Origin of the sequence: Streptomyces mashuensis, assembly GCF_014654785.1 — a bacterium.
Taxonomy (GTDB): domain Bacteria; phylum Actinomycetota; class Actinomycetes; order Streptomycetales; family Streptomycetaceae; genus Streptomyces; species Streptomyces mashuensis.
Window position 1 is genome coordinate 306,977 of sequence record NZ_BNBD01000007.1, and the last position, 24,365, is coordinate 331,341.

Here is a 24,365-nt window from a genome sequence, read left to right on the forward strand (position 1 = left end):
CGAAATGGCCGGCTGGTTTTACGAGGACTGATGACTCCGACAGGATCCGAAGACCCGGGCGAGCCGGCAGGAAGCGGCCGGCGCCGCCGGTGGCGGGCCGTGCGGCTGCGTACCCTGCTCGTCTGGCTCGCGGTGGTGCCCACCGTGGCGATGGGCGCTCAGGTTCTCATCAGCTCCGACCGGTCGGTGCAGGAGTCCCGGCATCTGCGCCAGGACGTGGCGGCCGGGCGGCAGACCGGGGTGCCGCTGTACCAGCTCATGACCACCCTTCAGGCCGAGCGTGCGATCACCGCCGCCTGGTGGTCGGGCACGCCCGTGGCCGGGGCCGATCTGCGGGACCGCCGGGCCGACACCGACCGGGCCGTGGCCCAGTTCCTGAAGTCCTCGGACTCCGATCAGCTCCACACCGGCCGGGCCAAGGACCGGGTCCGTGACATCGGGCAGCGGCTGGCCGACCTCGGTGCCCAGCGCGAGCGCGCCGACGCACGGCACGGCAGCCCCGACGACACCGTCGACTACTACACCGACCTGATCAGCGGAACGATCCGTTGCTTCGGGGACTTCAACCACCTCGACGACGGTGGCCTCACGCAGGAGGCGACCTCGCTCGTCGGCCTGTTCTCGGCCGCGGAGGTGGTGGCCCGTGAGGACTCCATCCTCGCCCTGTCGGGCCCCTCCGGGAAGCTGACGTCCGCCCGGTACCGCGAATTCGTCGAGGCCGTCGGTGCGAGCAACTACCTGTACGAGACGATCTCCCTCGACCTCCCCCTCGACGACCAGGACGCCCTCCAGCGCATCCTCACCTCCAGCGCCTGGCAGACCAAGGACCGCATCGAGCAGGCGGTCGTCTCCGAGCACCGGGACGTGTCCACCGGCGTCGTCCTGCCGCCGGACGTCAAGGACTGGCGGGCGGCCCACAGCACCTTCGCCGCCCGGCTGAACACCCTCGACGAGACCGAGCTGCAGGAACTGCTCGCCCACGCCGGCGACCGGGCGGCAGAGCTGGAGAACGAGGTCGTCCTGCTGGTGGCCGCCAGCGGTGCGGCGCTCCTGCTGGTCATCGCCGTCGTCGTGTTCACCACCCGTTCCGTCCTGCGCCGTCTGCGGAACCTGCACAACCGCACCGTGGCCGTCGCCGAGAAGACCCTCCCCGACGTCGTCGACCGCCTGCAGCGCGGCGAGGCCGTCGGCACCGACGTGCTGCCCCGGCCGAGAGGCGAGCAGGACGAGGTCGGGCGGATCAGCGACGCCTTCGCCCACGCCGTCGCCGTATCCGTCGAGGGACACCGCAAGCTCGCCGACGAGCGACACGGCTTCAGCGTGTTCGCCTCCGGCATCGCCGCACGCACCGGCAACCTGGTCAGCCGGCAGCTCGCCCTCACCGAGCGCATCCAGGACACCTTCGGCCAGGACGAGGCGCTCCTCGCCGAGCTCATGAGGTCCGACCAGCTCACCGTGGGCATGCGCCGGCAGATCGAGAACCTGCTCATTCTGGCGGGTGGCGAGATCACCGACCCGCACATGGAACCCATGCGCATCGCCGACCTGCTGCGGGAGGCGGCCGCCGAGGTCGAGGACTTCCGGCGCATCGACCGCCACGCCATGGACGAGGCCAGTGTGGAGCCCGGCGTGATCAGCCAGCTCAGCCACCTCCTGGCAGAGCTGCTCGACAACGCCACGCGCTTCTCCCCGCCGACCGCGAGGGTCGCCATCCGGGCCGAACTGGTCGGCGACGGTCTCTGCATCGAGATCGAGGACCGCGGCCCGCGCGTGACCGCCGAGAAGTACGAGGAGATGAACGGCCGCCTGCACTCGGCCCCGCCGTACTCCGTACTGGCCCGCAACGCGCACCGGCTCGGCCTCTTCGTGGTCGGCCACCTCGCCGACCAGCTCGGCGCCACGGTCACGCTGCGCCGGTCGGCGTTCGGCGGAACGTCCGCCGTGGTGATCGTCCCGGGCGAGCACCTCGTGCCGGCCCAGCGGCCCGCACAGCAGGGCACCGCGGTGCCCGAGCCGGCCAAGGAGCCGGCCAAGGAGCCCGCCGGGGAGCGGCGGCCGACACTCGTCCCGCAGAAACGGTCCGGCGGACCAGCGGACGCGCCGGCCCCAGCCCCGGCCCCCTCCGCCCCCGCCCCCACCCCCGCCCCGTCCGGCCTGCCGCGCCGCCCCCGCAAGGAGCAGGCACCGAAGCCACCGGCCCCACCCGCAACCGGGGGCACCCCCGGCCGGCCGGCCCTCCCCGAGCGCGTACCGCAGACCCACATGGCCCAGCGGCTCCGCGAATCCCGCCGTGCGGCCGAACCGGTGGGCCACGTGGGCCAGGACGCCGCCACGCCCGAAGAAGTGGCCGACGCCTGGGCGGACTACGAACACAGCACCAGGCAAGTGGAACTCGAGCTCCGACAGGACCAGCCATGACGACGACACAGAACGACGCGATCTACAGCATCCTGGACAACAACCTCAGCAGGATCGCGGGAATCCAGGGAGCCGTCCTCCTCTCCAACGACGGGCTCAAGCTCAGCGCCTACATGCTGGAGCGCGACCAGGCCGAACGGGTGGCCGCGGCGGCCTCCGGCATCGCCTCCACCATGAAGGCCATCTCGCGCGAGATCGACGGCGGCGGAGTGATCCGCCAGCTCGTCGAGATGGACGAGCGCTACCTGTGCATCGTCGGGTGCGGAGCCGGCAGCACGCTGATCGTGGTGGCCTCCCGCAAGGCACGGCTCGGGGAACTGGGCGGCGAGACGGTCCGCGCCGCCCAGGCGCTCGGCGAGTGGCTCGACACCCCCGAACGTTCCCAGGCACCCACAGCGTAATGACCGCCGACCCGCAGCCCGGACGGCGCCGCCGGACCCGGCTGTACGCCCTCACGGACGGGCGTACAGCCGCGTCCCGCCACGGCCTGACGATGGACACCGTCATCACGGCGACCGCCGGCACCGGCCACGGAGGCCATGGCAGCCTGCCCACGGAATGGCAGGAGATCCTCGCCATGTGCCCGTCCCCGAACGGGCGGGCGGTCGCCGAGATCGCCGCCCGGATGCGGATGCGGCTGACCCCCATGGTGGTCCTGCTCGGCGAGATGCTGGAACGCGGCCTGATCCGCCACCGGCCGCCGCTGGACGCCTCCGAGACCTCCAATGTCCACCTGCTCATGAAAATCAGGGACAACCTTGCCCGCCTCTGACACCGCCGACACCGCCGGCCCGGCAGCCTCCCCCGTCAAGATCCTCGTCGCCGGGGGCTTCGGCGTCGGCAAGACGACCCTCGTCGAAGCGATCTCCGAGATCGACCCGCTGCGCACCGAGGAACGGCTGACGTCCGCGGGCGTCGGGGTCGACGACCTCGACGGCATCGAGAGCAAGACGGCGACCACGGTCGCCATGGACTTCGGCCGCATCACGCTCACCGACGCCGGAGTGGTCCTGTACCTCTTCGGCACACCGGGCCAGGAACGCTTCTGGTTCATGTGGGACGACCTGCTGTACGGGGCGCTCGGCGCGATCGTCCTCGTCGACACCCGCAGGCTGGACCGCAGCTTCCCGGCCATCGACTTCTTCGAGAACCGCGGACTGCCGTTCGTCGTCGGCGCGAACTGCTTCAACGGCGAACAGCCCTACACCGCCGAGGAGATCAAAGCGGCCCTGCACCTGCGGGACCCGGACACCCCCGTCCTCCTGCTCGACGCCCGCTCCCGCGACGACGTCCGCGGCTGCCTGCTCTCCCTGCTGGACCGGCTCATCACGCAGGCCCACGTGACGGTGCCCGTCTGACGACGTCACTGGCACTGCGGGCGCCACTCGAAGAGCAGGATCGTCGCGTCGTCCCGCAACTGGTTGCGCTGGTAGTCGAGGATGGCGTGGATGAGCAGCCGCAGTACCTCGGCCGGGCGCTGGCCGGCGGCGGAGGAGCGGATGATGAAGTCGGTGAACCGGTCCAGGCCGAACTCCGCCCCCTCCGCGTCCCGGGCCTCCACGACACCGTCGGTGTACAGCAGGACGCAGTCGCCCGGCTCCAGCTTCGTCTCGTGGACCTCCCGGGGCACCGGGGCGAGCGGGCCCAGGCCGATCGGCGGCTGCGGGGGGCTGTTCAGCGCCCCGTCGAGCACCCGCCCGGCACGGATCAGCAGCGGCGGCGGGTGACCGCAGTTCGCCCAGCACAGCTCCCCGGTGCGCGCGTCGAGCCGGCACAGCACACCGGTGCAGAAATGGTCGGGCAGCCACTGGGCGAGCGCCTCGTCGACGGCGCGGACGATGTCGGCCAGGTCGCCACCGCCGCGGCGGGCGTTCCGTGCCGCCGCCATGGCGACCGACGTCGTCAGGCCGGCGTTCAGGTCATGACCCATGGAGTCGAGGATCATGGTGTGCAGGATGTCCTTGACGACCGAGTGGTCGAAGGCGTCGCCGGCGACGTCGTACGCCGGCTCCAGCACCGCCGTCGAGACGCACCTGCTGCTGCCGATGGTGTGGGACGGCAGGAAGGCCCGCAGCATCTCGGTGGGCAACTGCATGACCGAGGTCCGGGTGCGGGCGGCGAGCCAGTCGCTGTAGGCGCGCTTGGACGTGATGAGCATGGCGAACAGGTAGGCCAGAATGCGGCTGCGGCGCAGCCGCACCCCGTCGAGTGACCCCGTCCGCACCGCCAGCACGCCCAGCCGCTCGGCACCGTCGATCAGAGGCACCCAGATGATCAGCCCCTCGTCGGCATCGGCCACGCGCGGCGAGACCGTGCGGTACGCCCAGCCGGCCAGGGAGCCGTCCACCGGCAGTGGCTCCAGGGCCTCGTCGAGGGGGATGAGCAGCTGTTGTTGCAGGTCGACGAGGTAGACCAGCGCGCTGTCCAGGCCCAGGGCCGAGGCGCACCGGTTCGCCAGGCCGGGCATGTCGACCGGCAGGGTGGTCTGTGCCTCGATGATCAGCTCTTCCAGCCGGTGCTCGTCCAGGGTGTTGTCCGGGCCGGCGGGCACGAGCGGCGGGTCCGGCACGAGGATCACCCCTTCCGTTCCCAGTTTTGCACCGATTCCGGCCCTTCTCACGTCGGGCCCCACGCCGGCGACGACCGCACCCCGAACCCTTCGCCCTGTTGATCGTTGTCGTTGGTGCGGCGGCGGGAGGGCGAGCGTGGCGGGCGGGGTGGTGGGGTGAGCGGCAGCACCACGGCGGGGGGCAGTCTCTGGCGGCATCCGGGCTTTCTCCGGTACTGGAGCGCGAACGCCGTCGACCTCGTGGGCAGCGGTGTCACACAGGTGGCGCTTCCCCTGGTCGCGGTGGTGGAGTTGCACGCCTCCGTCTGGCAGGTCGCGCTGCTGTCGTTCGCCCAGAAACTTCCGCCCCTGCTGGTGTCGCTCCCCGCCGGGGCGCTCGCGGACCGGCACCGCAAGCGCCCCCTGATGGTGGGCGCCGCGCTGATCGGCGGTGCCGCGCTCCTCGTCATCCCGCTCGCCGACGCACTGGGGCAGCTGTCCATGGGGCTGCTGTACGGAGTGGCCCTGGTGAGCGAGGTGTCGGCGGTGTTCGGCGCCACCGCCCGGATCAGCTTCCTCCCCTCACTGCTGCCCCGTTCGCGGCTGCTGGACGCCAACTCCGTGCTCGGCGGCGTCAATTCCCTGGCCGACAGCGTCGGCTCCCAGCTCGGCGGCGCCATGGTCACCGTCCTCGGCGCCGCGCGTTCGATCTACCTGGACGCCGCTTCCTACCTGGCCTGTTCCCTCCTCCTCGCCCGCATCGGCGCCGCCCCCGAACCGGCCGCGGCCCCGTCGAAGAAGAGGTGGAACACCACCATCCGGGCCGAGATCGCCGAGGGACTGCGCTACGTCCGGTCCCACCCCACGATCCGGCCCCTGGTGCTCGCCGCCACCGCGTACGTCGGCGTCATGGCCTTCCTCACCACGCTCCGGTCCGTCTACCTGCTGCGCCAACTGCACTACTCCAGCACGGCCCTGGGCATGACGCTGAGCGTGGCCGCGTTCGGGGGCTTCTGCGGCGCCGCCGTCGTCCGCCCGGTGGTCGCGCGGTACGGGCCGAGGCGCGTCATGCTCACCACCCTGGCCCTGGCCCCGCTCACCGAGGTACCACTCCTGCTCGCCACGCCCGGCCGCCCCTGGCAGACGGCCGTGGGCCTGGGACTGTTCGTCCAGGTGGGATGCGCCGTCGTCCAGGGCTCCACCCAGCGCACCGTCCGCCAGGCCGTCTGTGACCCCGCCCTGCAGGGCCGGATGCTCGCCACCAGCCGGTGGGCCGTCTACGGATCGCAGCCCGTGGCCGCCCTCCTCGCCGGCGCCGCCGGGACCTGGCTGGGGCTGTGGAACGGCCTGGCCATCGGCACCCTCGCCCTCGCCGTTCCCCTCCTCGTGCTGCGCTGCTCCTCGCTCCCCGGCGCGTCCCAGGGCGGCGCCGCCCCCGAAGAAGCCCATGACCACCCCGAGCCCGGGCCCGAACCCGAGCCCGTAAAGGAAAGTGATGCCGCATGAGTTCCGGCGAAATCCCGGGTCCCCGGTCCCGTCCGTCCCGGCCTGCCGGACGGTACGTTCCCGCCAGGGGCATCTACACGGAGTCGGCGCGGCTCCAGCGTCTCGACTGGCTCCGTTCCACGACCCGGCTGGGACTGGATTCCTTGCAGCACACGCAGCTCGACGCCTGCAAACTGACCGGGAACATCGAAGGGTTCGTCGGCGCCGTCGAAATCCCGGTCGGTGTGGCCGGCCCCCTGCTGTTCCGCGGGAAGAACGTCCAGGGTGAGATCTACGCCCCCATGGCGACCACGGAGGGCGCCCTCGTCTCCTCGGTGACACGGGGAGCCCTGGCCGTCACCATGGGGGGTGGCGTCAGTACGCACGCCGTCTCCCAGACGATGACGCGTGCACCCGTTTTCGCCTTCTCCCGGCTGGCGGCCGCCGGCCGTTTCGCCTCGGCGATCCACCAGCACCTCGACGACCTCCGTACGGCCGTCCGGCACGTCTCCCGCCATGCCGAGCTCCGGTCGGCCGAACCCGTCGTCCTCGGCAGGACCGTCCACCTCGGATTCAAGTACACGACCGGGGACGCGGCAGGGCAGAACATGACCACGGCCTGCACGTGGCAGGCCTGTCAGTGGATTCTGCAGCAGCCCCACCTGGTCGGGGACGGGGAACTCGAATCCTTCATCATCGAGGGCAACACGTCGGGTGACAAAAAGGCGTCGTCGCAGGCCATGGGGGAGGGCCGCGGGATCAGGGTGTCCGCCGACTGCCTCCTGCCGGGAGGCATTGTCGAACGCGTCCTGAAGACGACGCCCGACGAGCTGGTCAGGGGCTACCAGCACATTGCGGCGGGGGCCGTGCACAGCGGAGTCCTGGGCTCGAACGCGAACACCGCCAACATCGTGGCAGCCGTCTTCACCGCGACGGGTCAGGACATCGCCTGCGTGCACGAGTCGAGCCTGGCACAGTTCATTCTCGAACGGACGCCGGAGGGCGTCTACGCGAGCATCACCCTGCCGGGTTTGGCGGTCGGCACGGTCGGCGGCGGCACCCACCTGCCCGCCCAGCACGAACTGCTCGGCATGATGGGATGCACGGGCCCGGGGAGCGCGGCCCGGCTGGCGGAAGTCATCGCGGGCTTCGCCCTGGCCCTGGACCTCTCGACGGTCTCGGCGGCCGTCTCCGGACAGTTCGCCAGTGCCCATGAACGTCTCGGGCGCAACAGGCCGGTCCGCTGGTTCCAGCTGGACGAACTCGACGCCCGGTTCTTCGAATCGGCGCTGGGCCACTCCGCCCTGCCGGGGGTCGAGGTCAGGAGCGTCGAACCCGTCGACATTCCCATGGGGCCCAGCGTCCTGTCGGAGCTGACGTCGCGGACGGTGAAGAAGACCGTCGGCCTCTTCCCGATGCAGCTGAGGATCGACCACGCCGGCGAGGAGCAGAAACTCGACGTGATGGTCAAGGTCAAGCCCACCGACCGCGAGGTCATCAAGATGGCCGGACTGGCCGCCGCCCTGTGCGGAGGCCCGGTGGCGGCCGAGTACCGCAGATTCGACCGGCGCCTCGGCTTCGTGGGATGCGACATCCGGGAACTGGCCCTGTACGAGCAGACCGACCCCCGCTTCACCAGCCTGGTGCCGAAGCAGTACCGGACCTGGCGCGACGACCGGCGGGAGGCGTACATCGTCGTGATGGAGTGCCTCGGCGACATGGAGCTGATGGACACGTCGGAGCGTGCCCGCGGCTGGTCCCGCCGGCACCTCGGCATCGCCGCGCGCGACCTCGGGCAACTCCACTCCGTCTGGTACGGCAAGGAAGCGTCGCTCTCCCGGATGCCGTGGATCGGGCACATTCCCAACGCCGCGGACATGGTGGAGATGAAGGGCCTGTGGCAGGCCCTGGCCGACCACTCGGCGCAGGAATTCCCCGAGCTCGTCGACGGAAGCCACCACGAGCGGCTGGTTTCCCTCATCGGCACCATCGACGACTGGTGGCCGCGGATCGAGGCGATGCCACGGACCCTCGTGCACAACGACTTCAACCCCCGCAACCTCGCCATCCGGGCCGAGGGCAGGCTGTGCGCGTACGACTGGGAGCTCGCCACCCTGCACATTCCGCAGCACGATCTGGCGGAACTGCTCTGCACCGCGCTGGACCCTGCCGACATCAACGCCACGGTGGTCGCGGAGCTGTCGGAGATCCACCGCACGTCGCTGGAGACCCAGGCCCGGACCACCATCGACAAGGAGCAGTGGGAATCCGGGTACCGCCTCGCTCTCAGGGACCTGGCGGTCAACCGTTTCGGGCTCTACTTCGTGGCCCACACCGTTCGCCATTACGGCTTCCTCGAACAGTGGTGGCGGAACCTGTGGGCCCTCATCGACCTGGCGGAGGGGACCGGGGGCAAGCCAAGTGCCTTTCCCTGCCGGTGATTTCACGCGTGCAATGTGCCGTCGGAACGTAACTCCGGTCGCGCCCCGCCGTTGAGCCGGACGGGTGAGGAACGGGCCTGGCGCCGCACGGCCCGGGCCGCGTTTCCCACCCTCTCCATCCCACCGAAATGACAAGGCGGACCAGTGGGTTCTCTGAAGCGATTCGCGGTTCTTTCCAGCATGGCCGTGGCTGTCCTGGCCTCCCCCGCGGGCATCGTGGCCGCGAGCGCCGACACGATCGACCTGGGAGCGGGCGGCCTGCTGTCCGACATCGGCAGCAGGAACACCTCGACGCACTCCAACCTGTGCGGCGCCGGCCGGGTGAGCGTCCTCAACGACCGTACGTGCGTGGTCCGGCGTGGTTCCCACCACCACGACAAGAGCGTGACCGGCCCCAGCGGCGGCCTGCTCTCCAACATCGACTCCCGCAACGCCTCCGGCTCCAGCAACAACTGCGGGACGGACACGGTCGGCGTCCTCAACCGCACCACCTGCGTCACCGAGGAGAAGTAGAGCGGCACGCGGCCGGGCCGTCCCGGGCCCGGCCGCGGCCCCCTCGCCCCCTCGGGAGCCACCAGTTCGCCCTGCCCGCCAGGGTCATCAGGCCGGGCACCAGGATCCCGCGTACCACCACGGCGTCCAGCAGGACCGCCACGGCCAGCCCCGCTCCCACCAGCTTCAGCGCGGTGACGTCCGACGTGGCGGGGCCGGCCATGGCGGCCGCGAAGACGAGGGACGCCGCCGTGACCAGGCGGCCCGTCCGCTGCATGCCCGTCGCGACGGCCGCGGTGTTGTCGCCCGACGCGAGGTACTCCTCCCTGATGCGCGCGACGATGAAGACCTCGTAGTCCACCGACAGTGCGTACGCGGTCGCCAGCAGGAAGAGCGTCGTCTCGGCCAGAAGGTATCCCGGGGCGTTGAAGTCACCGGCGACGCCCCGCAGATGCCCGTCCTGGAACACGTACACCAGACAGCCCAGCGTTGCCGCCAGGCCGGCCCCGGCGACCACGACGGCCTTGAGCGGCACCAGCAGGCTGCGCATGGCCAGCGCCATGAGCACGAACGTCGCCGCCGCGACCAGGGTGCAGCACCAGGGCAGGGTCCGCCGGATCGCGGACAGGGTGTCCACCGCCTCCGCCGGCTGCCCGGCTACCAGGACACGGCCGTGGGCGGGAAGGGCACGCACCTGCCGCACCAGGGCCGCCGCCCCCTCCGTACCAGGAGGGAACCGCGAGGTGATGGCCAGGACCGGCCCCGGGTACCGGCCGGGCACGGTGCGGACAGCGGCTGCCTGCGGAAGCGCCGACACCGTACGGGCGTAGCCGTCGGCGTCTCCCCGCGGTGTGCCCTCCGGAAGTCCGACGACCAGCTGCCGGTCCGGCACCGAAGCGAACTCCGCACGGATGAACACCGCCGCGGTACGGGCCCTGCTGTGCCGCGGCAGGTCGTCCACGCTGTTCGGGCCGAGGGCGAGATGCCACGCGGGCAAGGACAGTACGGCCAGCACGCACGCGGCGGCGAAAACGGCCCGCGCGGGCCGCCGGATCACGGCCAGCGTGGCCCGGCGCCAGGCCGGGCTCCCCTCGGCACCGGACCCAGCCGAAGCACCGGACCCAGCCGAAGCACCGGACGCAGCCGGAGCACCGGACGTCCCCGGCGTACCGGGCCCGCGGCGGAGCCGGGCGAACAGGTCGAACCGGTCGACGTGCCGTCCGGCCAGAGCCAGCAGGGCCGGCGTCACGGTCACGGAAGCCGCCGCCGAGAACACCACCACGGCCGCGGCGGCCCAAGCGGCCGAGCGCAGGAACCCCAAGGGGAAGAGCAGCAGGCTCAGAACCGACGCCAGCACGATGCACGCCGACACGGCCACCGCCCGGCCCGCCGTACGGACGCTGCGCCCGACGGCCTCCTCCACGGACGCGCCGGCCGCGGACTCCTCGCGGAAGCGCCAGACCACCAGGATGCCGTAGTCCACCGCCAGGCCGAGCCCCAGAGCGGTGGCGACGTTCGAGGCGTACACCGAGACCTCCGTGAAGGAGGTCAGCAGCCGGAGGAACGCCAGGGTGCCCGCCGTGGCGATCAGCGCGCTGACGACCGGCAGCAACGCGGCCACGAGGGAACGGAAGACGAACAGGAGGATGAGGGCGCAGGCCGGCGTCGAGACCAGCTCGGCCCGGAGCAGGTCGGCACGGTTGTCCTCCAGGGTCTCGGCGTACGTCCAGGCCGGTCCCGTGGGTGTGATAGTCGCCGGCCCGCGCTGCCGGCCGAGGGCGGCGACCAGCCGTTGCGCGGTCCTGACCCGGACCGTTTCGCCTCCGGCCAGGCGGGCGGTGACCAGCGCGGACCGTCCGTCACGGGAGAGCAGCGAGGGATCGCCGGCGCTCCAGTACGAGGAGACGGCCCCGACCCCCGGCGCCCGCCGGACGTCCTCCTCCACCGCGCGGCCCGCCGCCGCGATGTCCGGCGTGCGGACATCCGAGGCGGCCCTCACCAGCAGCACCAGGTCGGGGGCGGAGACGCCGTAACGCTCTGCGAGCACGGCGCCGTCCCGGGCGGCGGCGGACCCGGCCGGGAGCGGTCCGGTGATGCCGAGCCGGTCGAGCCCCCCTGCGCCGAACACGCCCATGGCCGCGGTCGCGACACCGCAGACGGCCAGCGTCAGCCGCACGCCGTGCCAGGGCCGCCAACGGGCCGCGGCCCGAAAAAGCTGGAGAACACCCCGAGCCAACGTGCCCCCTCCCCGAGCTCCGCTCCGTCGCTACCCGGAAATATGGTGACCAACCTGGAAGGCCTGGAAGATGACGCTTTCAGTGAAATGGTCTGTGGAGGCGTTTCCGTCGTACGGCCGTCGGGTAGCCCGAGGCACACCCACGGAAAGAGTCGCATCCATGGCTGCTCTTGCTCTGATGGCCTTCGTTCTGGTGTTGTTCGCGGGTTCCCGCTGGATCCCCGGCCCCTCGGTGCCGGCCGCCGTAACCGACGAATCGGGAATCCGCAGGACCTACCGCCTCAACGGGATATGGCTGTTCGCCCTCACCGCGTGCGTCGCGACGGGCTGCGGGCTGCTGTCCCCGCGCACCCTCGCGTGGCCGCACCGGCACTGGAGCGAACTCCTCCTGTGGGCCAACGTGTTCGCCTTCACGTTCGCGTGGCTGCTGTTCCGCTCCGGCGTCGCGCCCGGAGGGCGGCGGGGCCTCACCGGCTACTTCTACGGAGTGGAGCTCAACCCCGAATGGGCGGGCGTGGACCTGAAATTCTTCTCCTACCGCCCCTCCCTCATCGGACTCCTCGTCCTCAACCTGTCGGCCGCCGCCGCCCAGTACACGGACCACGGTTCGCTGAGCGGCCGCATGCTGCTCTACCAGATCTTCTTCTTCGTCTACGTGGCCAACTACTTCCAGTTCGAGGGCGGCATGGTGCACACCTGGGACCTCGTCGCCGAGAGGTTCGGGTGGGGGCTGGTGTGGGGCGACTACGTCCTCGTGCCGTTCTTCTACGGCATCGCGGGACGCACCCTCCTGCACGTCCGCGATCCCCTTCCGGCGTGGCTGGCAGCGGTGTGCTGCGCCCTGTTCGTCTTCGGTTTCTGGCTCTTCCGCGGAGCGAACGACCAGAAGCACCGCTTCAAGACCGACGGTGCGGCCACCATTTGGGGCCGTCCCGCCGAGACACTGGACGGCCGGCTCCTCGTGTCGGGCTTCTGGGGCATCGGCAGGAAGCTGAACTACACCGGCGAACTGCTGGTCTACCTCAGCTGGACGCTGCTCTGCGGCACGGCGTCCGTCCTGCCGTACCTGCTCCCCGCTTTCCTCCTGGTCCTGTTCGTGCACCGGGCCCACCGCGACGACCGGCGCTGCCGCGCCAAGTACGGGGAGCTCTGGGACGAGTACTGCCGCCGCGCCCGGTTCCGGATGTTCCCGTACGTCTACTGAGTCCACCGGGCCTCCTGGCCGGGAGGGCGGCTCATCCAGCGCAGCCAGCCCAGGTAGTCCCCGCCCGCCCGCAGGGATGTGCGCCACGCCGTGCGGCACGGACGCGTCGCGAGGTGTTCGTGCAGTGCATGACCGGCGACGTGCAGGACGGCGGCCGTCAGGGAGAGGGAGCTCCGCTCCTCCGCGCACACCAGCCGCATCATGCGTTCCCGTTCGTGTCCGCTGGCGCGCAGGACGGCGTACATGCTGCGGCGCAGGTCCCCGGTGGACGGGCCCGGGTCGCAGAAAATGCGGTGCAGGGCGGCGGCGAGGTGTTCGTGCCCTCGCACGGCGGCCCGGCGGTGACGCCCGTGCGCCGCGAGGTCCTCGCTGCCGGCGAGGCACTCGGCGTCCCGCAGGCCGATGGTGAGCCCGGAGGCGGTGAGCGGGTGGCAGGTGCCGGCCGCGTCCCCCACCAAGGCGTACGGTCCCCGGCCGTGGAACGTCCGCAGCCGGACCCGGTTGGCGGCCCACTGCACCGCCCCCCGCTCCAGGGCCGCGCACAGGGGGCCGGCCAGGGCGGTGGGGAGGTGGGGGCAGTAGGCGCGCCGCACGTACGACGGCACGTCCGTGGAGCGCGGGGACGACAGGGGGACGTCGACGGTGACCCGGACGGTGTCCTCGTCCAGCCGGTAGGCCAGTACGGGACCGGGGCCGCCCGCGAAGACGTGACCGTATCCCTCCGCGGGGAGGGCGACGCCGCGCAGCAGCACGCCGGCCGTGCGGGAGACGGTCGCCGCGGGGGCGGGGGAGCGGAGGGCCCGCCGCACCATCGAGGACTGCCCGTCGGCACCGATGACGCGTCCCACGCGGACGTGCTGTTCGGCGCCGCCCTCCGGGGTGTAGGTGACCGTGGTGTTCCGGATGGAGGTGACGCGTGCGCCGAGGACGAGGGTGATGGCGGGGTGGTCCGCCGCGGCGGCCCGGAGCGTGGAGACGAGCCCGTGGTGGGGCACGGTGGCGGCGCGGTCCCCGGCCGGGCAGTCCAGCGTGATCGGCGGGCTGCCGTCCTCCGGGTGCAGGATGAAACCGAGGGACGGGAGGAAGACGGTCGTGGGCATGTCGACGCCGAGCCTGCGCAGCACCGCGACGCCGCCGGGGTGGAGCCACTCGCCGGCCAGCCGGGTGGGCAGCCGGTGCGCGGCCTCCAGCAGCAGGACGCGGTGGCCGGCGCGGGCGTGGGCGAGTGCGGCGGCGCAGCCGGCCGGGCCCGCACCGACGACGGCGACGTCGCACGGCGCTTTCATCGGTGCTCATCGTTTCCTGCGGCGGTAGCGCACCGTGCAGGGCCGGCGGGGCGGGCGCATGGTGCTGGTGCGGGCCTCACGCACCTCGGGGCGGACGAGCTCGAGGTCGAAGGCGCGCAGCAGAACGCTCCAGATGATTTTGATCTCCAGCTGGGCGAAGGTCGAGCCCAGGCAGGGGTGGCGGCCTCCGCCGAAACCGATCAGGGCGTGGGGCGTGGCGCGGTTCTCCTCGCGCCCGGGCAGGTAGCGGTCGGGATCGAACTTCTCCGGATCGCGGAACACACCCGGAAGGCGATGGGACGGGCCCGGTGTGGCACACACCAGTTGGCCGCGAGGCACCCGGTAGCCGTTGATGCACAGGTCCCGTACGGCCGTGCGGGGCAGTACGGGGATGGCCGGGTGCAGGCGTTCGGCTTCGAGGACGCAGTGGCCCAGGCGCTCCAGCTTGCGGAGCGACGAGAGGGTGGTGGGTGGCTGGTCCCCGAGGACCGTCTCCTGTTCCGCGCGCAGGACGGGGAGCCACTGGGGGTGCTGGAGCAGGAGGACTCCCGTCCAGGCGGCATGGACCGAGGTGGAGACCCCGGAGAACAGCCAGGTGATCACGAGGTGGGCTGCGGTGTCCTCGTTCAGGGAACGGCCGCCCGGCCCCACCGCGCGCAGGAGTTCCCCGAACGGGCTGTGATCACTGCCCTCGGGGCGGTCGTCGGGAGCGATCTCCTTGATGGCGCGGGCGAGCTCCTCGCGTGTGCGCCCGGTCCAGCGGTGGTGCAGGCGCATCCGCGGGCCGGTCACGGCGGGCAGGAAGAGGCCGGCATCCAGCCGGCGCAGCAGCCTGGGAAGGGACGGGCCCATGGTGCGGCCGAACCGCGGGCCGATCAGGCAGTGGGCGGTGATGCGCGGGGCCAGGTCGCGCATCGCGGTCACGACATCGAACGTGCCGCGCTCGCCCCATCCGGCGATGTACTGCTCGACCTGGCCGGACATGAGCGGCAGGTGCCGGGCGAAGGCGTCGCGCCGGAGGTGGGGGAGCAGCAGCGAGTGCTGCCAGGTCATCACGTCGGTGGGGACGTTGAAGCTCACTCCCGGGCCGAGCAGGGGCGTCAGGAGCGGGTCGAAGACCTGACGGCGGTCCGCTTCCGTGTCGTCCTCCAGGTCCAGGACGGCGGCATTTCCCCGTGGCCCGCAGAACGACGCCAGCCGGCGGCCCGGCAGCAGGAAGACGACGGCCTCGCCCCACTTCTCGTGGGCCCGCAGCAGGAAGCCCACGGGGTCGCGGAAGAAGGGGATCGCGTGGCCGATCAGCGGTAGCGCGCCGTCTGCCACGGGGATCTCCCGCCCTCCGGACCGGGTGACGGCCTCTGCTTCGGTGGTCATGCGGGCTCCCCGGGGTCTGCGGTGTCGTCGGGCGCGACAACGGTGGTGGCGGTGGCGGCAGTGGGCCCGGCGAGCGCCCGCAGATAGTGGCCGACGGCCATGGCCGGGAAGTACACCGGGTAGAGCCGGTAGACGAGCATCATCGTGGTGAAGAAGACACCGTTGACGTGCCCGCCGGCCCAGGAGCCGTCGGGCTGCTGGTGGGTGCACAGCCAGTGGACGCCCTTCTCGACCGCGGGGTGCCGCGGGCCGAGCGTGTCGAGACCGGCCATGACCGCCCAGGCGGTCATCTCGGGCATGCCCCGGTCGAGGGGGATGTACCGGTGCTCGAGGCAGCTGCGCCAGTCCTCGCCCCAGCCGCCGTCCTCCAGCTGGGTCTCCTGGAGCCAGCGCCCCAGCGCCTTCAACGCGGGGTCGTCCGCCGGGACCCCTGCTGCGCGCAGCCCGCGGGCGGCGTGGAAGGCGGCGTACGTGTAGTTGATGCCCCACGTACCGCTGAAGGAGCCGTCGTGGTTCTGCTGCGCGCGGAGGTGGGCGACGCCCCGGGCCGTCGCCCGTGCGGCGCGGCGGCGCGCGGCCGGCTCCAGCAGGGGCCGCATACGGGAGAGGGCGGTGAGGACGGAGCCGGTGCATTCGGCCGACGACGTGTCGACCATGCACCCGGCGAACATCTCCGTCGGGTTGAGCGCCTCCAGCCAGGTGCCGGCGCGGCGGCGGTCGAGCGTACCGAAGCCGCCGTCGGGGTTCTGCCGGTCCAGCATGACGTCGAGCGCACCGTGCAGGGCCGCCCCACCGAGGCCGGGTGTGCCGGGGCCGGCCGCGTCCTGCACACGCAGCAGGGCGCTCACGGCTTCGGCCGTGCAGTCGCCCACGGGCCAGCGGCTGTGACCGTCGGAGAACGCCCAGCCGTGGCGGACCGTACGCAGGGGCGGCACGCCTCCGGTGTACGTGGTGATCTGCGCCGCGCGCAGGAAGGCGTGCGCGCGGCCGAGCGCCGGGCCCGCCCGTGCGGCCCCGTCTCCTGCGGAGAGCAGTGCTTCCACGGCGAAGGACGTGTCCCACACGGTGGACCGGTCGCCGCAGACCCGCAGCCCGCGGTCACCGTCCTCCCAGCACCAGTAGCGCAGACGGGAGACGGCGTCCTCCAGCAGGGGGTGCTTCCGGTCGTGGGCGTACAGCACCAGGCACTCCACCAGGGCGTTGACCGAGGACAGACCGTGGTGCGGCGAGGCGTGCTGCTCGTCGACGACCGCGCGGTGACAGCGCTCCAGCGCGGCCCGGCGCAGGCGGCCGCTGTGCACCTTCTCCCATCCGCGCAGGCACCACTGCGAGACGCGCAGCGCGTGACCGCCGGCGACGTACACGTCCGTGTTCCGGGCTCCTGGGGCGCCGGCTCCAAGGCCCGGCCCGGCGAACAGTTCGCGGCGGAGGTCGTGGGTGACGGGGCCCAGGTCCGCCTGGAACTTCGCGCCGTACAGGTAGGCCATCGCCTGGTAGAGCATCCGCGTCCAGCCCAGCAGCCGGCCGGGGTGCAGGGGCACCCACGGGGGCAGGAGCATCATCTCGGGCGGGACCGGCGCCACGTCCCGGTAGGGCACCAGGCCCAGCAACGCGAGCCAGAACAACCCCCATTGCGGAACGGCACGGACCCCGCCCGGCTGTGCGTGGAGCCATTGCCTCGCCCCGGCCGTGAGCGGGTCCTCCGGGTCCGTACCGAGCAGGCGCAGGGCCACGTAGGCCAGCGTGGTGGCGTACGCCGACGGCGGGGCCTGCGGATGCATGCCCCAACCCCCGTCCGCCGTACGGGTCGTGCGGTAGCACCGGAGGATCGCCTGCCGCTCCGGCTCGTCCGGGGGGCGCTCCAGGATGTGGAGGACGATGACGTACTGGGAGAGGATCATGGTGCTCCACTCCATCTCCCCTTCCCACGCGCCGTTCTCGCCCTGGAGGGCCAGCAGGCGCCCGCAAGCGGCTTCGTGGACGCGGCGCGCGTCGGGCATCACCATGCGCCGGGCACCCCCCTTCCTGCTTCCCCTCGGCCGGAGTGGAGCGGCTACGGGGAATTCTGCCTGCGGATTCTGATCGACAATCCAGCGAGGAAAGAGAAAAGGAACTAGGCATGATAGGGAAGGCGGATGGTCCGATGATATGGATTTCCGTGCGCCCCCCTTCGTGGGTTTTCCTCCGGTGAATCGACGGGAATGTGTTCCACGTCGGGGAGGGGGCGGAGCCGTGATTCTTGTGACGGGCGCAACCGGGCATCTGGGCGCGAATCTTGTGCGACGTCTGCTCGCCGACGGTCACGAAGTCCGCGCCCTCGTGGAGCCTTCCGGCCCTGCCGTCCAGGCGCTGGCCGGGCTTCCGCTCCGCCGGGCGGTCGGCGATGTCCGGGACCCGGCGGCGGTCGCTGCCGCCGTCGAAGGCTGTGACCGCGTCTACCACTGCGCCGCCCGCGTCTCGACCACCGCTCGCGGACACCGCGGCATCCACGCGGTCAATGTGCTCGGCACCCGCAACGTCCTGGACGCGGCGCGGCGGCACGGCGTGCGCCGGGTCGTGGTGACCGGGTCGTTCAGCGCCACGGGCCCGGCGCCGGGACGGGCCAGTACGGAGCGGGACCTGCACTACCCGTTCGGGCCCCACACCCCGTACACGCGCAGCAAGGTGCTGGTGGAGCACGAGTGCTGCAAGGCCGCGGCCCAGGGCCTGGAGGTCGTGGTCGCGGTGTCGACGGCCATCATCGGCCCGCACGACTACGTCCCGTCCCGGATGGGGCGCGTGCTGCTCGACTTCGCGCACGGACGGCTGTTCGCCTACCTCCCCGGCGGCTTCGAGTTCGTCTCCGCCGAGGACCTCGTCGAGGGCCATCTGCTGGCCATGGAGCGCGGCCTCTCGGGCCACAAATACCTGCTGTCGACGGAGTTCCGCACGGTCGACGCGATGATGGCCCTCTACGCGCAGGTCACCGGGTGCCGCCCGCCGCGGCTGCGCCTGCCCGCGCCGGCCATGGCGGCGCTGGCCCGGCTCGCCGAGGGGCCGCGGGCCGTACTGACCCCGCACCGGGAGGCCCGCTTCACCCCCGCGGCCGTGCGCTTTCTGCGCTCCGGGCGGCGGGCGGACTGTTCCCTCGCCCGCGACGTCCTGGGGTATCGCCCCACCGGCATCGCCACGGCCGTCGAGCAGGCGTACCGCTGCTTCGTGGACCGCCGGCTGATCGAACGGCGCGGCACGGCGAGGCCCGCACCGCGCCCGGCCCGCCGCCCGTACCACGCCGGCGTGGGGCCGCGATGAGAACCCGGACCTCGGGCGGCCCGCCGACGGTCCCCCTGCCCCGCATGCCGGCCCGCCACCTGCCGTGGCTGGGACCGCTGCCGGCGTTCCACCGCGACCCCGTCGCCCTGCTCCGCGGCGCCCGTGAACGCGTCGGCAACGCCTTCGCGTTCCCCCTGCTGGGCCAGGACGTCGTCTTCGTCAGCGGGCCCGAGGCGCACGCCGAGGTCTTCGAAGCGGACGAGACAGTCCTCAGCCCGCGTGAGGCGTACCGCTTCCTGAAGCCGGTCTTCGGGCGCGGCGTCGCCTACGACGCCGCCACACCGGAGGAGATGGACGCACAGATCGCCCCTCTACGGGCCGCGCTTGGCTCCCGCAACCTCGACGGGTACGTCCGCGTCATGGAGGCGGAGACGCGGGCCCAGGTGGCGCGCTGGCCGGCGGAGGGCGAGATCGATCTGCTCACCGAGCTGAACCGGCTGACCGTCGCCATCGCCACGCGCTGTCTCATCGGGGAGGAGTTTCACCGCCGCATGGGGCCGGAACTGCCGCGCTTGTACCGCGAACTGGAAAGCGGCATCCGCTTCGCGGGCATCCTCAGCGCCAAGGCACCCCTCCCCGCCTTCCGGCGCCGGGACCGGGCCCGCGCCGCCCTGGCCGAGGCCATCGGCGAGGTCATCGCGGAACGCCGCCGGCGGCGTCCGCCCGACGAGCCCGCGGGCCCGGCCGCCGACGGACAGGACATGCTCGCCGTGCTCCTCGCGGCCCGCACCGAGGACGGGCGCCCCCTGCCCGACGACATCGTCACCGGCATGCTGATCGCCATGGTCTTCGCGGGCCAGCACACCAGTGCCGTACTCGCCGCATGGACCGGCGTGCTGCTCCTGCACCACCCGGAGTACGTCCCGCGGCTGCGCGGCGAACAGGAGGAGCTGTGGGCCCCCGGCAGCCCGCTCGGCACCCGGGCCCTGCACCGCATGGAACTGCTGGACCACTGTGTGCGCGAGGCCGAACGGCTGTACCCGCCGCTGGTCCTCCTCATGCGCAAGGCGCTGCGCGACACCGTGATCCTCGGGCACCACGTGCCGGCCGGGTCGCTGGTCATGGTCTCGCCCGCGGTGGCGCACCGCATGCCCGAGGTGTTCCGCGACCCCGACCGCTTCGACCCGTCGCGCTACGCGGCCGGGCGCGCCGAGCACCGCCGCCCGTACAGCCTCATCAGCTTCGGCGGGGGCAAGCACCGGTGCGTCGGGCCCGCCTTCGCCTACCTCCAGGTCAAGGCGGCGTGGAGCGTCCTGCTGCGCGAGGTGGACCTCCGGCCCGCCCGGTCCGGCTACGTGCCCGACTACTCGACCCTGGTCCCCGGCCCGGCAACTCCGTGCACCGTCCGGTACCGCAAGCGTCCTGGGAGGCCGTCGTGACCGGCGGCGCCCGGCGCGACCGGCCGGTGCGTCCGGTCCCGTCCGGCCCTCCGTCCTTCGCCGAGGCCCGCAGCAAGCGCGCCAGGGTCCGGGCCGCCGGCATGGACCCCGACTACTGGTACGCCGTCGCCCACGAGAGCGAACTGCCCCGCGGCACGACCCTGGCCACCCGCTTCTGGGGCCACCCCGTCGTGGTCTACCGGGGCACGGACGGCAGCCTGCACGCCCTGGAGGACCGCTGCGCGCACCGGCAGCTGAAGCTCTCCGGCGGCGAGGTCAACGGCTGCCACCTGACCTGCACCTACCACGGCTGGACCTACGACGGCCACGGCAACGTCGTCCACTACGCCCACGACCTTTTCGGCCGCGCCCGGCCGGAGGTCACGGTGGCCGCCTACCCGGTGACCACCCGGCACGGCCTCGTCTGGATCTTCCCGGGCGACCCCGCCCTGGCCCCCGTACGGACCATCCCGGCCATCCCGGAGCTGGAGGGCAGCAAGCCATGGGCCCGGCTGGACGCCTCGTACACCTGGCAGGCCCACCACTCGCTGATCATCGACAACGTCAGCGACTTCAGCCACAGTTATCTGCACCGCCGCTACCGCCCCTTCTGGGACGCCAAGCTCACCCACCACGCGCTGAACGGCGACCGGGTGGAGCTGTCGTACGAGACGTGCGTCGGCGGCGGGCCCCTCACCTCCCGCTTCGTGGACCGCCACCGGATCGACACCACCTCCATCGACCTCGCCTTCGACTACCCCTACCAGCGTTCCGACACCGGGGGATCGATCAAGCACTGGTGCTTCGTGCTGCCGATGGACCGGCGCACCACCCGGGTGTTCTTCCTCTTCTACTTCGCCCCCGGCGCGGTGAAGGTCCCCGGAACCCGGCGGGCGCTGCCCCGCGGACTGCTGCCACTCTTCGTACGCCTGGCCGGCGCACTCGTGATCAGGCCACTGCTGCGCGAGGACGGGCAGGCCGTCGAGGCGGAACAGCTCGGCTACGAGATCCACCACGCCGCCCCCGTCGTCGAACTCAACCCCGCCGTGGGCCTCTTCCAGGACCTCACCATCCGCAAATGGAAGGAATTCCTTGACCGCGACCGAGACCGCCCCCGCCCCTCACGCATCGCCGCCGCCGACGGCCGCGTCGTCCCCCCGCCCCCGGATCGCTGAGCCATGAGCCGGACCACGAGCCGGACCACCGTCCCCCGCTCCGCCCAGTGGCTCGCCGACCACCGCTGGCTGTACGTCGTCCCCGTCCTGCTGCCGCTGTCCAAGGCGTACGCCCTGGCCGAGGCGCTGACGTCGCGGCTGCGCCGCCGCCGCACAGGGGTGGTACGACGCCATCAGTGGCGGGTGGCCCACATGCAGGCCCGCGTGCGCGAGCGCGAACGGCACGGCGGAGGAGCGCTCATCAGCACCGCGCGCCCGCCGTGGCGGTCGATGGCGCACTCCCGCGAAACGTCCTACAAGGACGAGGCGTTCCTGGTGCCCACGCAACTGGACGACATTCTCGGCGTGGACGTGGACCGCGGCACCGTGACGGTCGGCCCCGCGATCACCATGGGACGCCTGATCGCCGGGCTGCCCCGCGGCTGGACGCTGCCGGTCGTGCCCGAGCTGGAGGACCTCACCGTCGGCGGCCTCCTCATGGGCTACGGCATCGAGACGTCCTCCCACCGCCACGGCCTGTTCGCCGACAACGTCACGTCCTGCGAGGTCCTGCTGGCCGACGGCGAGGTGGTGACCGCGGACCGCACCCACCACGCCGACCTGTTCCACGCCCTGCCGTGGAGCCGCGGCACCCTGGGGCTGCTCACGTCCGTGCAGCTGCGGATGGTCCCGGCGGCCCCCTGGGTCCGCCTCACCCACCACCGGCTCGGCAGCGCGGCAGCCCTCACCGAGTGCATCGAGGCGTACTCCTCCGGCCCCGGCGCGCCCGACTTCGTGGAGGGCTTCCACTTCTCCCCGGCCGAGAGCGTCGTGGTCACCGGAACGTTCGCCGACCGCCCGCGCGGCGACGGCGTGGTCAACCGGATCGGCCGGTGGTACAAGCCCTGGTACCACGAGCACGTCCGGACGCAGAGCCGGCGGCAGCACAACGCCGAGTACGTGCCGCTGCGGGACTACTACTTCCGGCACAGCCGCAGCATCTACTGGGCCGCCGAAATGCTCGTCCCCAGCGGTAACCACCCGCTGTTCCGGTACCCCCTGGGCTGGCTCATGCCGCCCAAGGTCGCGTTCCTCAAACGCACCGAGACGCCGGGCATCCGCCGCATGTACCTGCGGAACACCGTGACGCAGGAGGCCCTCGTCCCCCTGCGCACCCTGCCGGAGGCGATCGGGACGTGCCGCGAGGCCTTCCACGTCGACCGCATGTGGCTGTGCCCGGTGACACTGCGCCGCACCGAGCCGCCCGGCCTGGTGAGCCCCGCCACCGAGGACGGCCTGTACGTCGACGTCGCCGTCGTCTTCGAGACCCCGGAACCCGTCCGGCGCGGCCGGCCCTGGGACGCCCGGCAGGCCGTCCGGGCCTTCGAGACCTGGCTGCTGGACCACGGCGGGTTCCAGGTCCCCTACGTCGCCTCGCACCTCACCCGCGAGGAGTTCTGGTCGATGTTCGACGGCCGGGCCTACCACGCCGCGCGCAAGAAATACGGGGCCGAAGGCGCCTTCCTCTCCCTCTACGACAAGGTCAGCTGCCACTGACCCCGCAGAAGGGCCATCACCGTGCCACTGCTCGCGGACTCGCCCCCCACCCCGGCGCGCCGGCCCGCCCCGGCCTCCGGCGACCGCATGGTGCTCGGCTTCCTCGCCTTCAGCCTCACGGCGGCGCTCACCCTGGAGCTGTACTTCGTCCTCCACGCACAGGACCTCGACGAGCGGCACGACCTGTTCGCGCGCGGGTTCCAGCTCTACGGACGAGGCGACCGCACCTACGCCGGGCAGGGCGACGTCTACCTCCCGTTCGCCCTGGAGACCATCAACCTCTGTGTCGTCCAGGTGCTCAACTGCGCACTCGCCCACGCCGTCGTCCGCCGGCGCGCCTGGCGCCACCCCCTCCAGCTCGCCATCGGCTCCTATCTCTCCGGCTCGGTCGTCCTCTACTTCTGGCACGCCCACGCCGCGGGATACCCCGACATGCCGCACCACAGCGTCGGCGGCTACGTCCTCTTCTACGTCCCGAACCTCCCCTGGCTCGTGGGCAACCTGTGGATGGCCGCCGCCTCGTTCCGGGCCCTCGTCCGGTCCGTGAAAGAAGGGGAGACCTCCCGATGACCGACACCACCGACACCACCGAGGCGGCGCTGGAGCGCTACCACCGACTGGCCTCGGGCGGCGACTCCGCTCGCGGCGGCCACTACCGCGAACTCGTGCTGTCCTACTACGACCTGGTCACGGACCTGTACGTGGAAGGGTGGGGCCCGTCCCACCACTTCGGCCCCGTGAAACCCGGCGACTCGCACGCCGAAGCCCTCGTCGTCCGCCAGAAGTACCTCGCCGGCCGCGCCGGCCTGCGGCCCGGCATGAGGGTCCTCGACGTCGGCAGCGGGGTGGGCGGCCCGGCACTCAACATCGCCGCCATGACCGGCGCCCACGTGACGGGGCTGGACCTCACCCCGTGCCGTGTCGAGCAGGCCCGCCGCCGGGCCCGCGAGCACGGACTGGAGGAGCGGACCCGGTTCGTCGAAGGCGACGCCATGTGCATGCCCTTCGAGGACGCCTCGTTCGACGTCGTCTACTGCCTCGAAAGCCTGTGCCACACGGCCGACAAATACCGCAGCCACGCCGAGATCGCCCGGGTCCTCGCCCCCGGCGGGCTCTCGATCGGATACGAATGGCTCGCCGCCGACGGACTCACCGCCGAAGAGATGCAGCGCCTCATCGAGCCGGTCTGCCGCTTCTACGCCCTGCCGAACCTCTCCACACCGGCGCAGCTCGCCGACCAGCTGCGGCAGGCCGGCTTCACCGGCATCGTCGTGGGCGACGCCGAAGCGACGGAGGACCTCTCCACCACCTGGGACTACCTGGACCAGCTGGCCGACCTCGGCGAACAGCTCGACGACGACCCGGTCAGGGCCTTCATGGCCGAAGGCGCCCGAGCACTGACGCGAGCGGCCCGCGAAGGAGCCTTCTTCATCGACTTCTGGGAGGCCCGCACGCCGGACACCCCCGGCGGGTGAGCCG

At 72.1% G+C, this 24,365-nt stretch carries 19 protein-coding genes; 14 read left to right on the plus strand and 5 right to left on the minus strand.

Annotated elements, in window-relative coordinates; translation table 11 throughout:
* The first annotated feature begins 99 nt into the window (after nucleotides 1-99).
* Genes IE305_RS19010 through IE305_RS19025 form a run of 4 tightly spaced genes read left to right on the plus strand, consistent with a single transcriptional unit; the run spans nucleotide 100 to nucleotide 3,776 of the window.
* Nucleotides 100-2,418: a sensor histidine kinase gene (locus IE305_RS19010; RefSeq protein ID WP_229891184.1), complete on the plus strand. Its 2,319-nt coding sequence runs from the start codon at nucleotides 100-102 to the stop codon at nucleotides 2,416-2,418.
* Complete coding sequence (locus tag IE305_RS19015) at nucleotides 2,415-2,819, plus strand: roadblock/LC7 domain-containing protein (RefSeq protein ID WP_190130847.1); 405 nt, start codon at nucleotides 2,415-2,417, stop codon at nucleotides 2,817-2,819. The genes IE305_RS19010 and IE305_RS19015 overlap by 4 nt, the downstream gene beginning before the upstream one ends.
* Nucleotides 2,819-3,190, plus strand: a complete 372-nt coding sequence (locus IE305_RS19020) for a DUF742 domain-containing protein (RefSeq protein WP_190130848.1) — start codon at nucleotides 2,819-2,821, stop codon at nucleotides 3,188-3,190. Before IE305_RS19015 ends, IE305_RS19020 begins: the two co-directional genes overlap by 1 nt.
* Nucleotides 3,177-3,776, plus strand: a complete 600-nt coding sequence (locus IE305_RS19025) for a GTP-binding protein (protein ID WP_190130849.1) — start codon at nucleotides 3,177-3,179, stop codon at nucleotides 3,774-3,776. The genes IE305_RS19020 and IE305_RS19025 overlap by 14 nt, the downstream gene beginning before the upstream one ends.
* Nucleotides 3,777-3,781: 5 nt before the next feature.
* Here IE305_RS19025 and IE305_RS19030 read toward each other — a convergent pair whose 3' ends face one another.
* Nucleotides 3,782-4,987 (minus strand): PP2C family protein-serine/threonine phosphatase, encoded by a 1,206-nt coding sequence (locus IE305_RS19030; RefSeq protein WP_229891186.1) that lies wholly within the window; start codon nucleotides 4,985-4,987, stop codon nucleotides 3,782-3,784.
* A gap of 156 nt (nucleotides 4,988-5,143) precedes the next feature.
* Between IE305_RS19030 and IE305_RS19035 the strand changes: the two genes are divergently transcribed.
* The 3 genes from IE305_RS19035 to IE305_RS19045 all read left to right on the plus strand — a co-directional run bounded on the left by IE305_RS19035 (nucleotide 5,144) and on the right by IE305_RS19045 (nucleotide 9,405).
* Nucleotides 5,144-6,472, plus strand: a complete 1,329-nt coding sequence (locus IE305_RS19035; protein WP_190130851.1) for an MFS transporter — start codon at nucleotides 5,144-5,146, stop codon at nucleotides 6,470-6,472.
* Nucleotides 6,469-8,892, plus strand: coding sequence for a hydroxymethylglutaryl-coenzyme A reductase family protein (locus IE305_RS19040; RefSeq protein ID WP_190130852.1), 2,424 nt, complete (start codon nucleotides 6,469-6,471; stop codon nucleotides 8,890-8,892). Before IE305_RS19035 ends, IE305_RS19040 begins: the two co-directional genes overlap by 4 nt.
* Nucleotides 8,893-9,072: 180 nt before the next feature.
* Nucleotides 9,073-9,405, plus strand: coding sequence for a hypothetical protein (locus IE305_RS19045; RefSeq protein WP_229891190.1), 333 nt, complete (start codon nucleotides 9,073-9,075; stop codon nucleotides 9,403-9,405).
* On the opposite strand, the gene IE305_RS19050 is transcribed toward IE305_RS19045, so the two are convergent.
* Nucleotides 9,389-11,560, minus strand: a complete 2,172-nt coding sequence (locus IE305_RS19050; RefSeq protein ID WP_190130854.1) for an MMPL family transporter — start codon at nucleotides 11,558-11,560, stop codon at nucleotides 9,389-9,391. The genes IE305_RS19045 and IE305_RS19050 overlap by 17 nt on opposite strands.
* 220 nt (nucleotides 11,561-11,780) lie before the next feature.
* Here IE305_RS19050 and IE305_RS19055 point away from each other — a divergent pair, with 220 nt between their 5' ends.
* A complete protein-coding gene (locus IE305_RS19055; RefSeq protein WP_190130855.1) occupies nucleotides 11,781-12,824 on the plus strand; it encodes a DUF1295 domain-containing protein in 1,044 nt (347 codons plus the stop codon).
* Here IE305_RS19055 and IE305_RS19060 read toward each other — a convergent pair.
* From IE305_RS19060 to IE305_RS19070, 3 genes are read right to left on the minus strand one after another with little or no spacing between them, the layout of a single operon-like run.
* The gene (locus IE305_RS19060) at nucleotides 12,818-14,110 is read right to left on the minus strand and encodes an FAD-dependent oxidoreductase (RefSeq protein WP_190130856.1); all 1,293 of its coding nucleotides are present in this window, start codon (nucleotides 14,108-14,110) and stop codon (nucleotides 12,818-12,820) included. The genes IE305_RS19055 and IE305_RS19060 overlap by 7 nt on opposite strands.
* A 6-nt stretch (nucleotides 14,111-14,116) precedes the next feature.
* Complete coding sequence (locus tag IE305_RS19065; protein ID WP_190130857.1) at nucleotides 14,117-15,484, minus strand: cytochrome P450; 1,368 nt, start codon at nucleotides 15,482-15,484, stop codon at nucleotides 14,117-14,119.
* Nucleotides 15,481-17,490 carry a squalene/oxidosqualene cyclase gene (locus IE305_RS19070; protein WP_190130858.1) on the minus strand — a complete coding sequence of 670 codons (2,010 nt, stop codon included), beginning with the start codon at nucleotides 17,488-17,490 and terminating at the stop codon, nucleotides 15,481-15,483. The genes IE305_RS19065 and IE305_RS19070 overlap by 4 nt, the downstream gene beginning before the upstream one ends.
* A gap of 142 nt (nucleotides 17,491-17,632) precedes the next feature.
* Here IE305_RS19070 and IE305_RS19075 point away from each other — a divergent pair, with 142 nt between their 5' ends.
* From IE305_RS19075 to IE305_RS19100, 6 genes are read left to right on the plus strand one after another with little or no spacing between them, the layout of a single operon-like run.
* The gene (locus IE305_RS19075; RefSeq protein ID WP_268255940.1) at nucleotides 17,633-18,775 is read left to right on the plus strand and encodes an NAD-dependent epimerase/dehydratase family protein; all 1,143 of its coding nucleotides are present in this window, start codon (nucleotides 17,633-17,635) and stop codon (nucleotides 18,773-18,775) included.
* On the plus strand, nucleotides 18,772-20,175 hold the full coding sequence (locus IE305_RS19080; RefSeq protein ID WP_190130860.1) for a cytochrome P450: 1,404 nt from the start codon (nucleotides 18,772-18,774) through the stop codon (nucleotides 20,173-20,175). The genes IE305_RS19075 and IE305_RS19080 overlap by 4 nt, the downstream gene beginning before the upstream one ends.
* The gene (locus IE305_RS19085) at nucleotides 20,172-21,350 is read left to right on the plus strand and encodes a Rieske 2Fe-2S domain-containing protein (RefSeq protein ID WP_229891192.1); all 1,179 of its coding nucleotides are present in this window, start codon (nucleotides 20,172-20,174) and stop codon (nucleotides 21,348-21,350) included. Before IE305_RS19080 ends, IE305_RS19085 begins: the two co-directional genes overlap by 4 nt.
* 3 nt (nucleotides 21,351-21,353) lie before the next feature.
* On the plus strand, nucleotides 21,354-22,886 hold the full coding sequence (locus IE305_RS19090; RefSeq protein WP_190130861.1) for an FAD-binding oxidoreductase: 1,533 nt from the start codon (nucleotides 21,354-21,356) through the stop codon (nucleotides 22,884-22,886).
* A 21-nt stretch (nucleotides 22,887-22,907) separates the two neighbouring features.
* Nucleotides 22,908-23,456, plus strand: coding sequence for an EXPERA domain-containing protein (locus IE305_RS19095; protein WP_190130862.1), 549 nt, complete (start codon nucleotides 22,908-22,910; stop codon nucleotides 23,454-23,456).
* Nucleotides 23,453-24,361 (plus strand): class I SAM-dependent methyltransferase, encoded by a 909-nt coding sequence (locus tag IE305_RS19100; RefSeq protein ID WP_190130863.1) that lies wholly within the window; start codon nucleotides 23,453-23,455, stop codon nucleotides 24,359-24,361. The genes IE305_RS19095 and IE305_RS19100 overlap by 4 nt, the downstream gene beginning before the upstream one ends.
* Nucleotides 24,362-24,365: the final 4 nt, after the last annotated feature.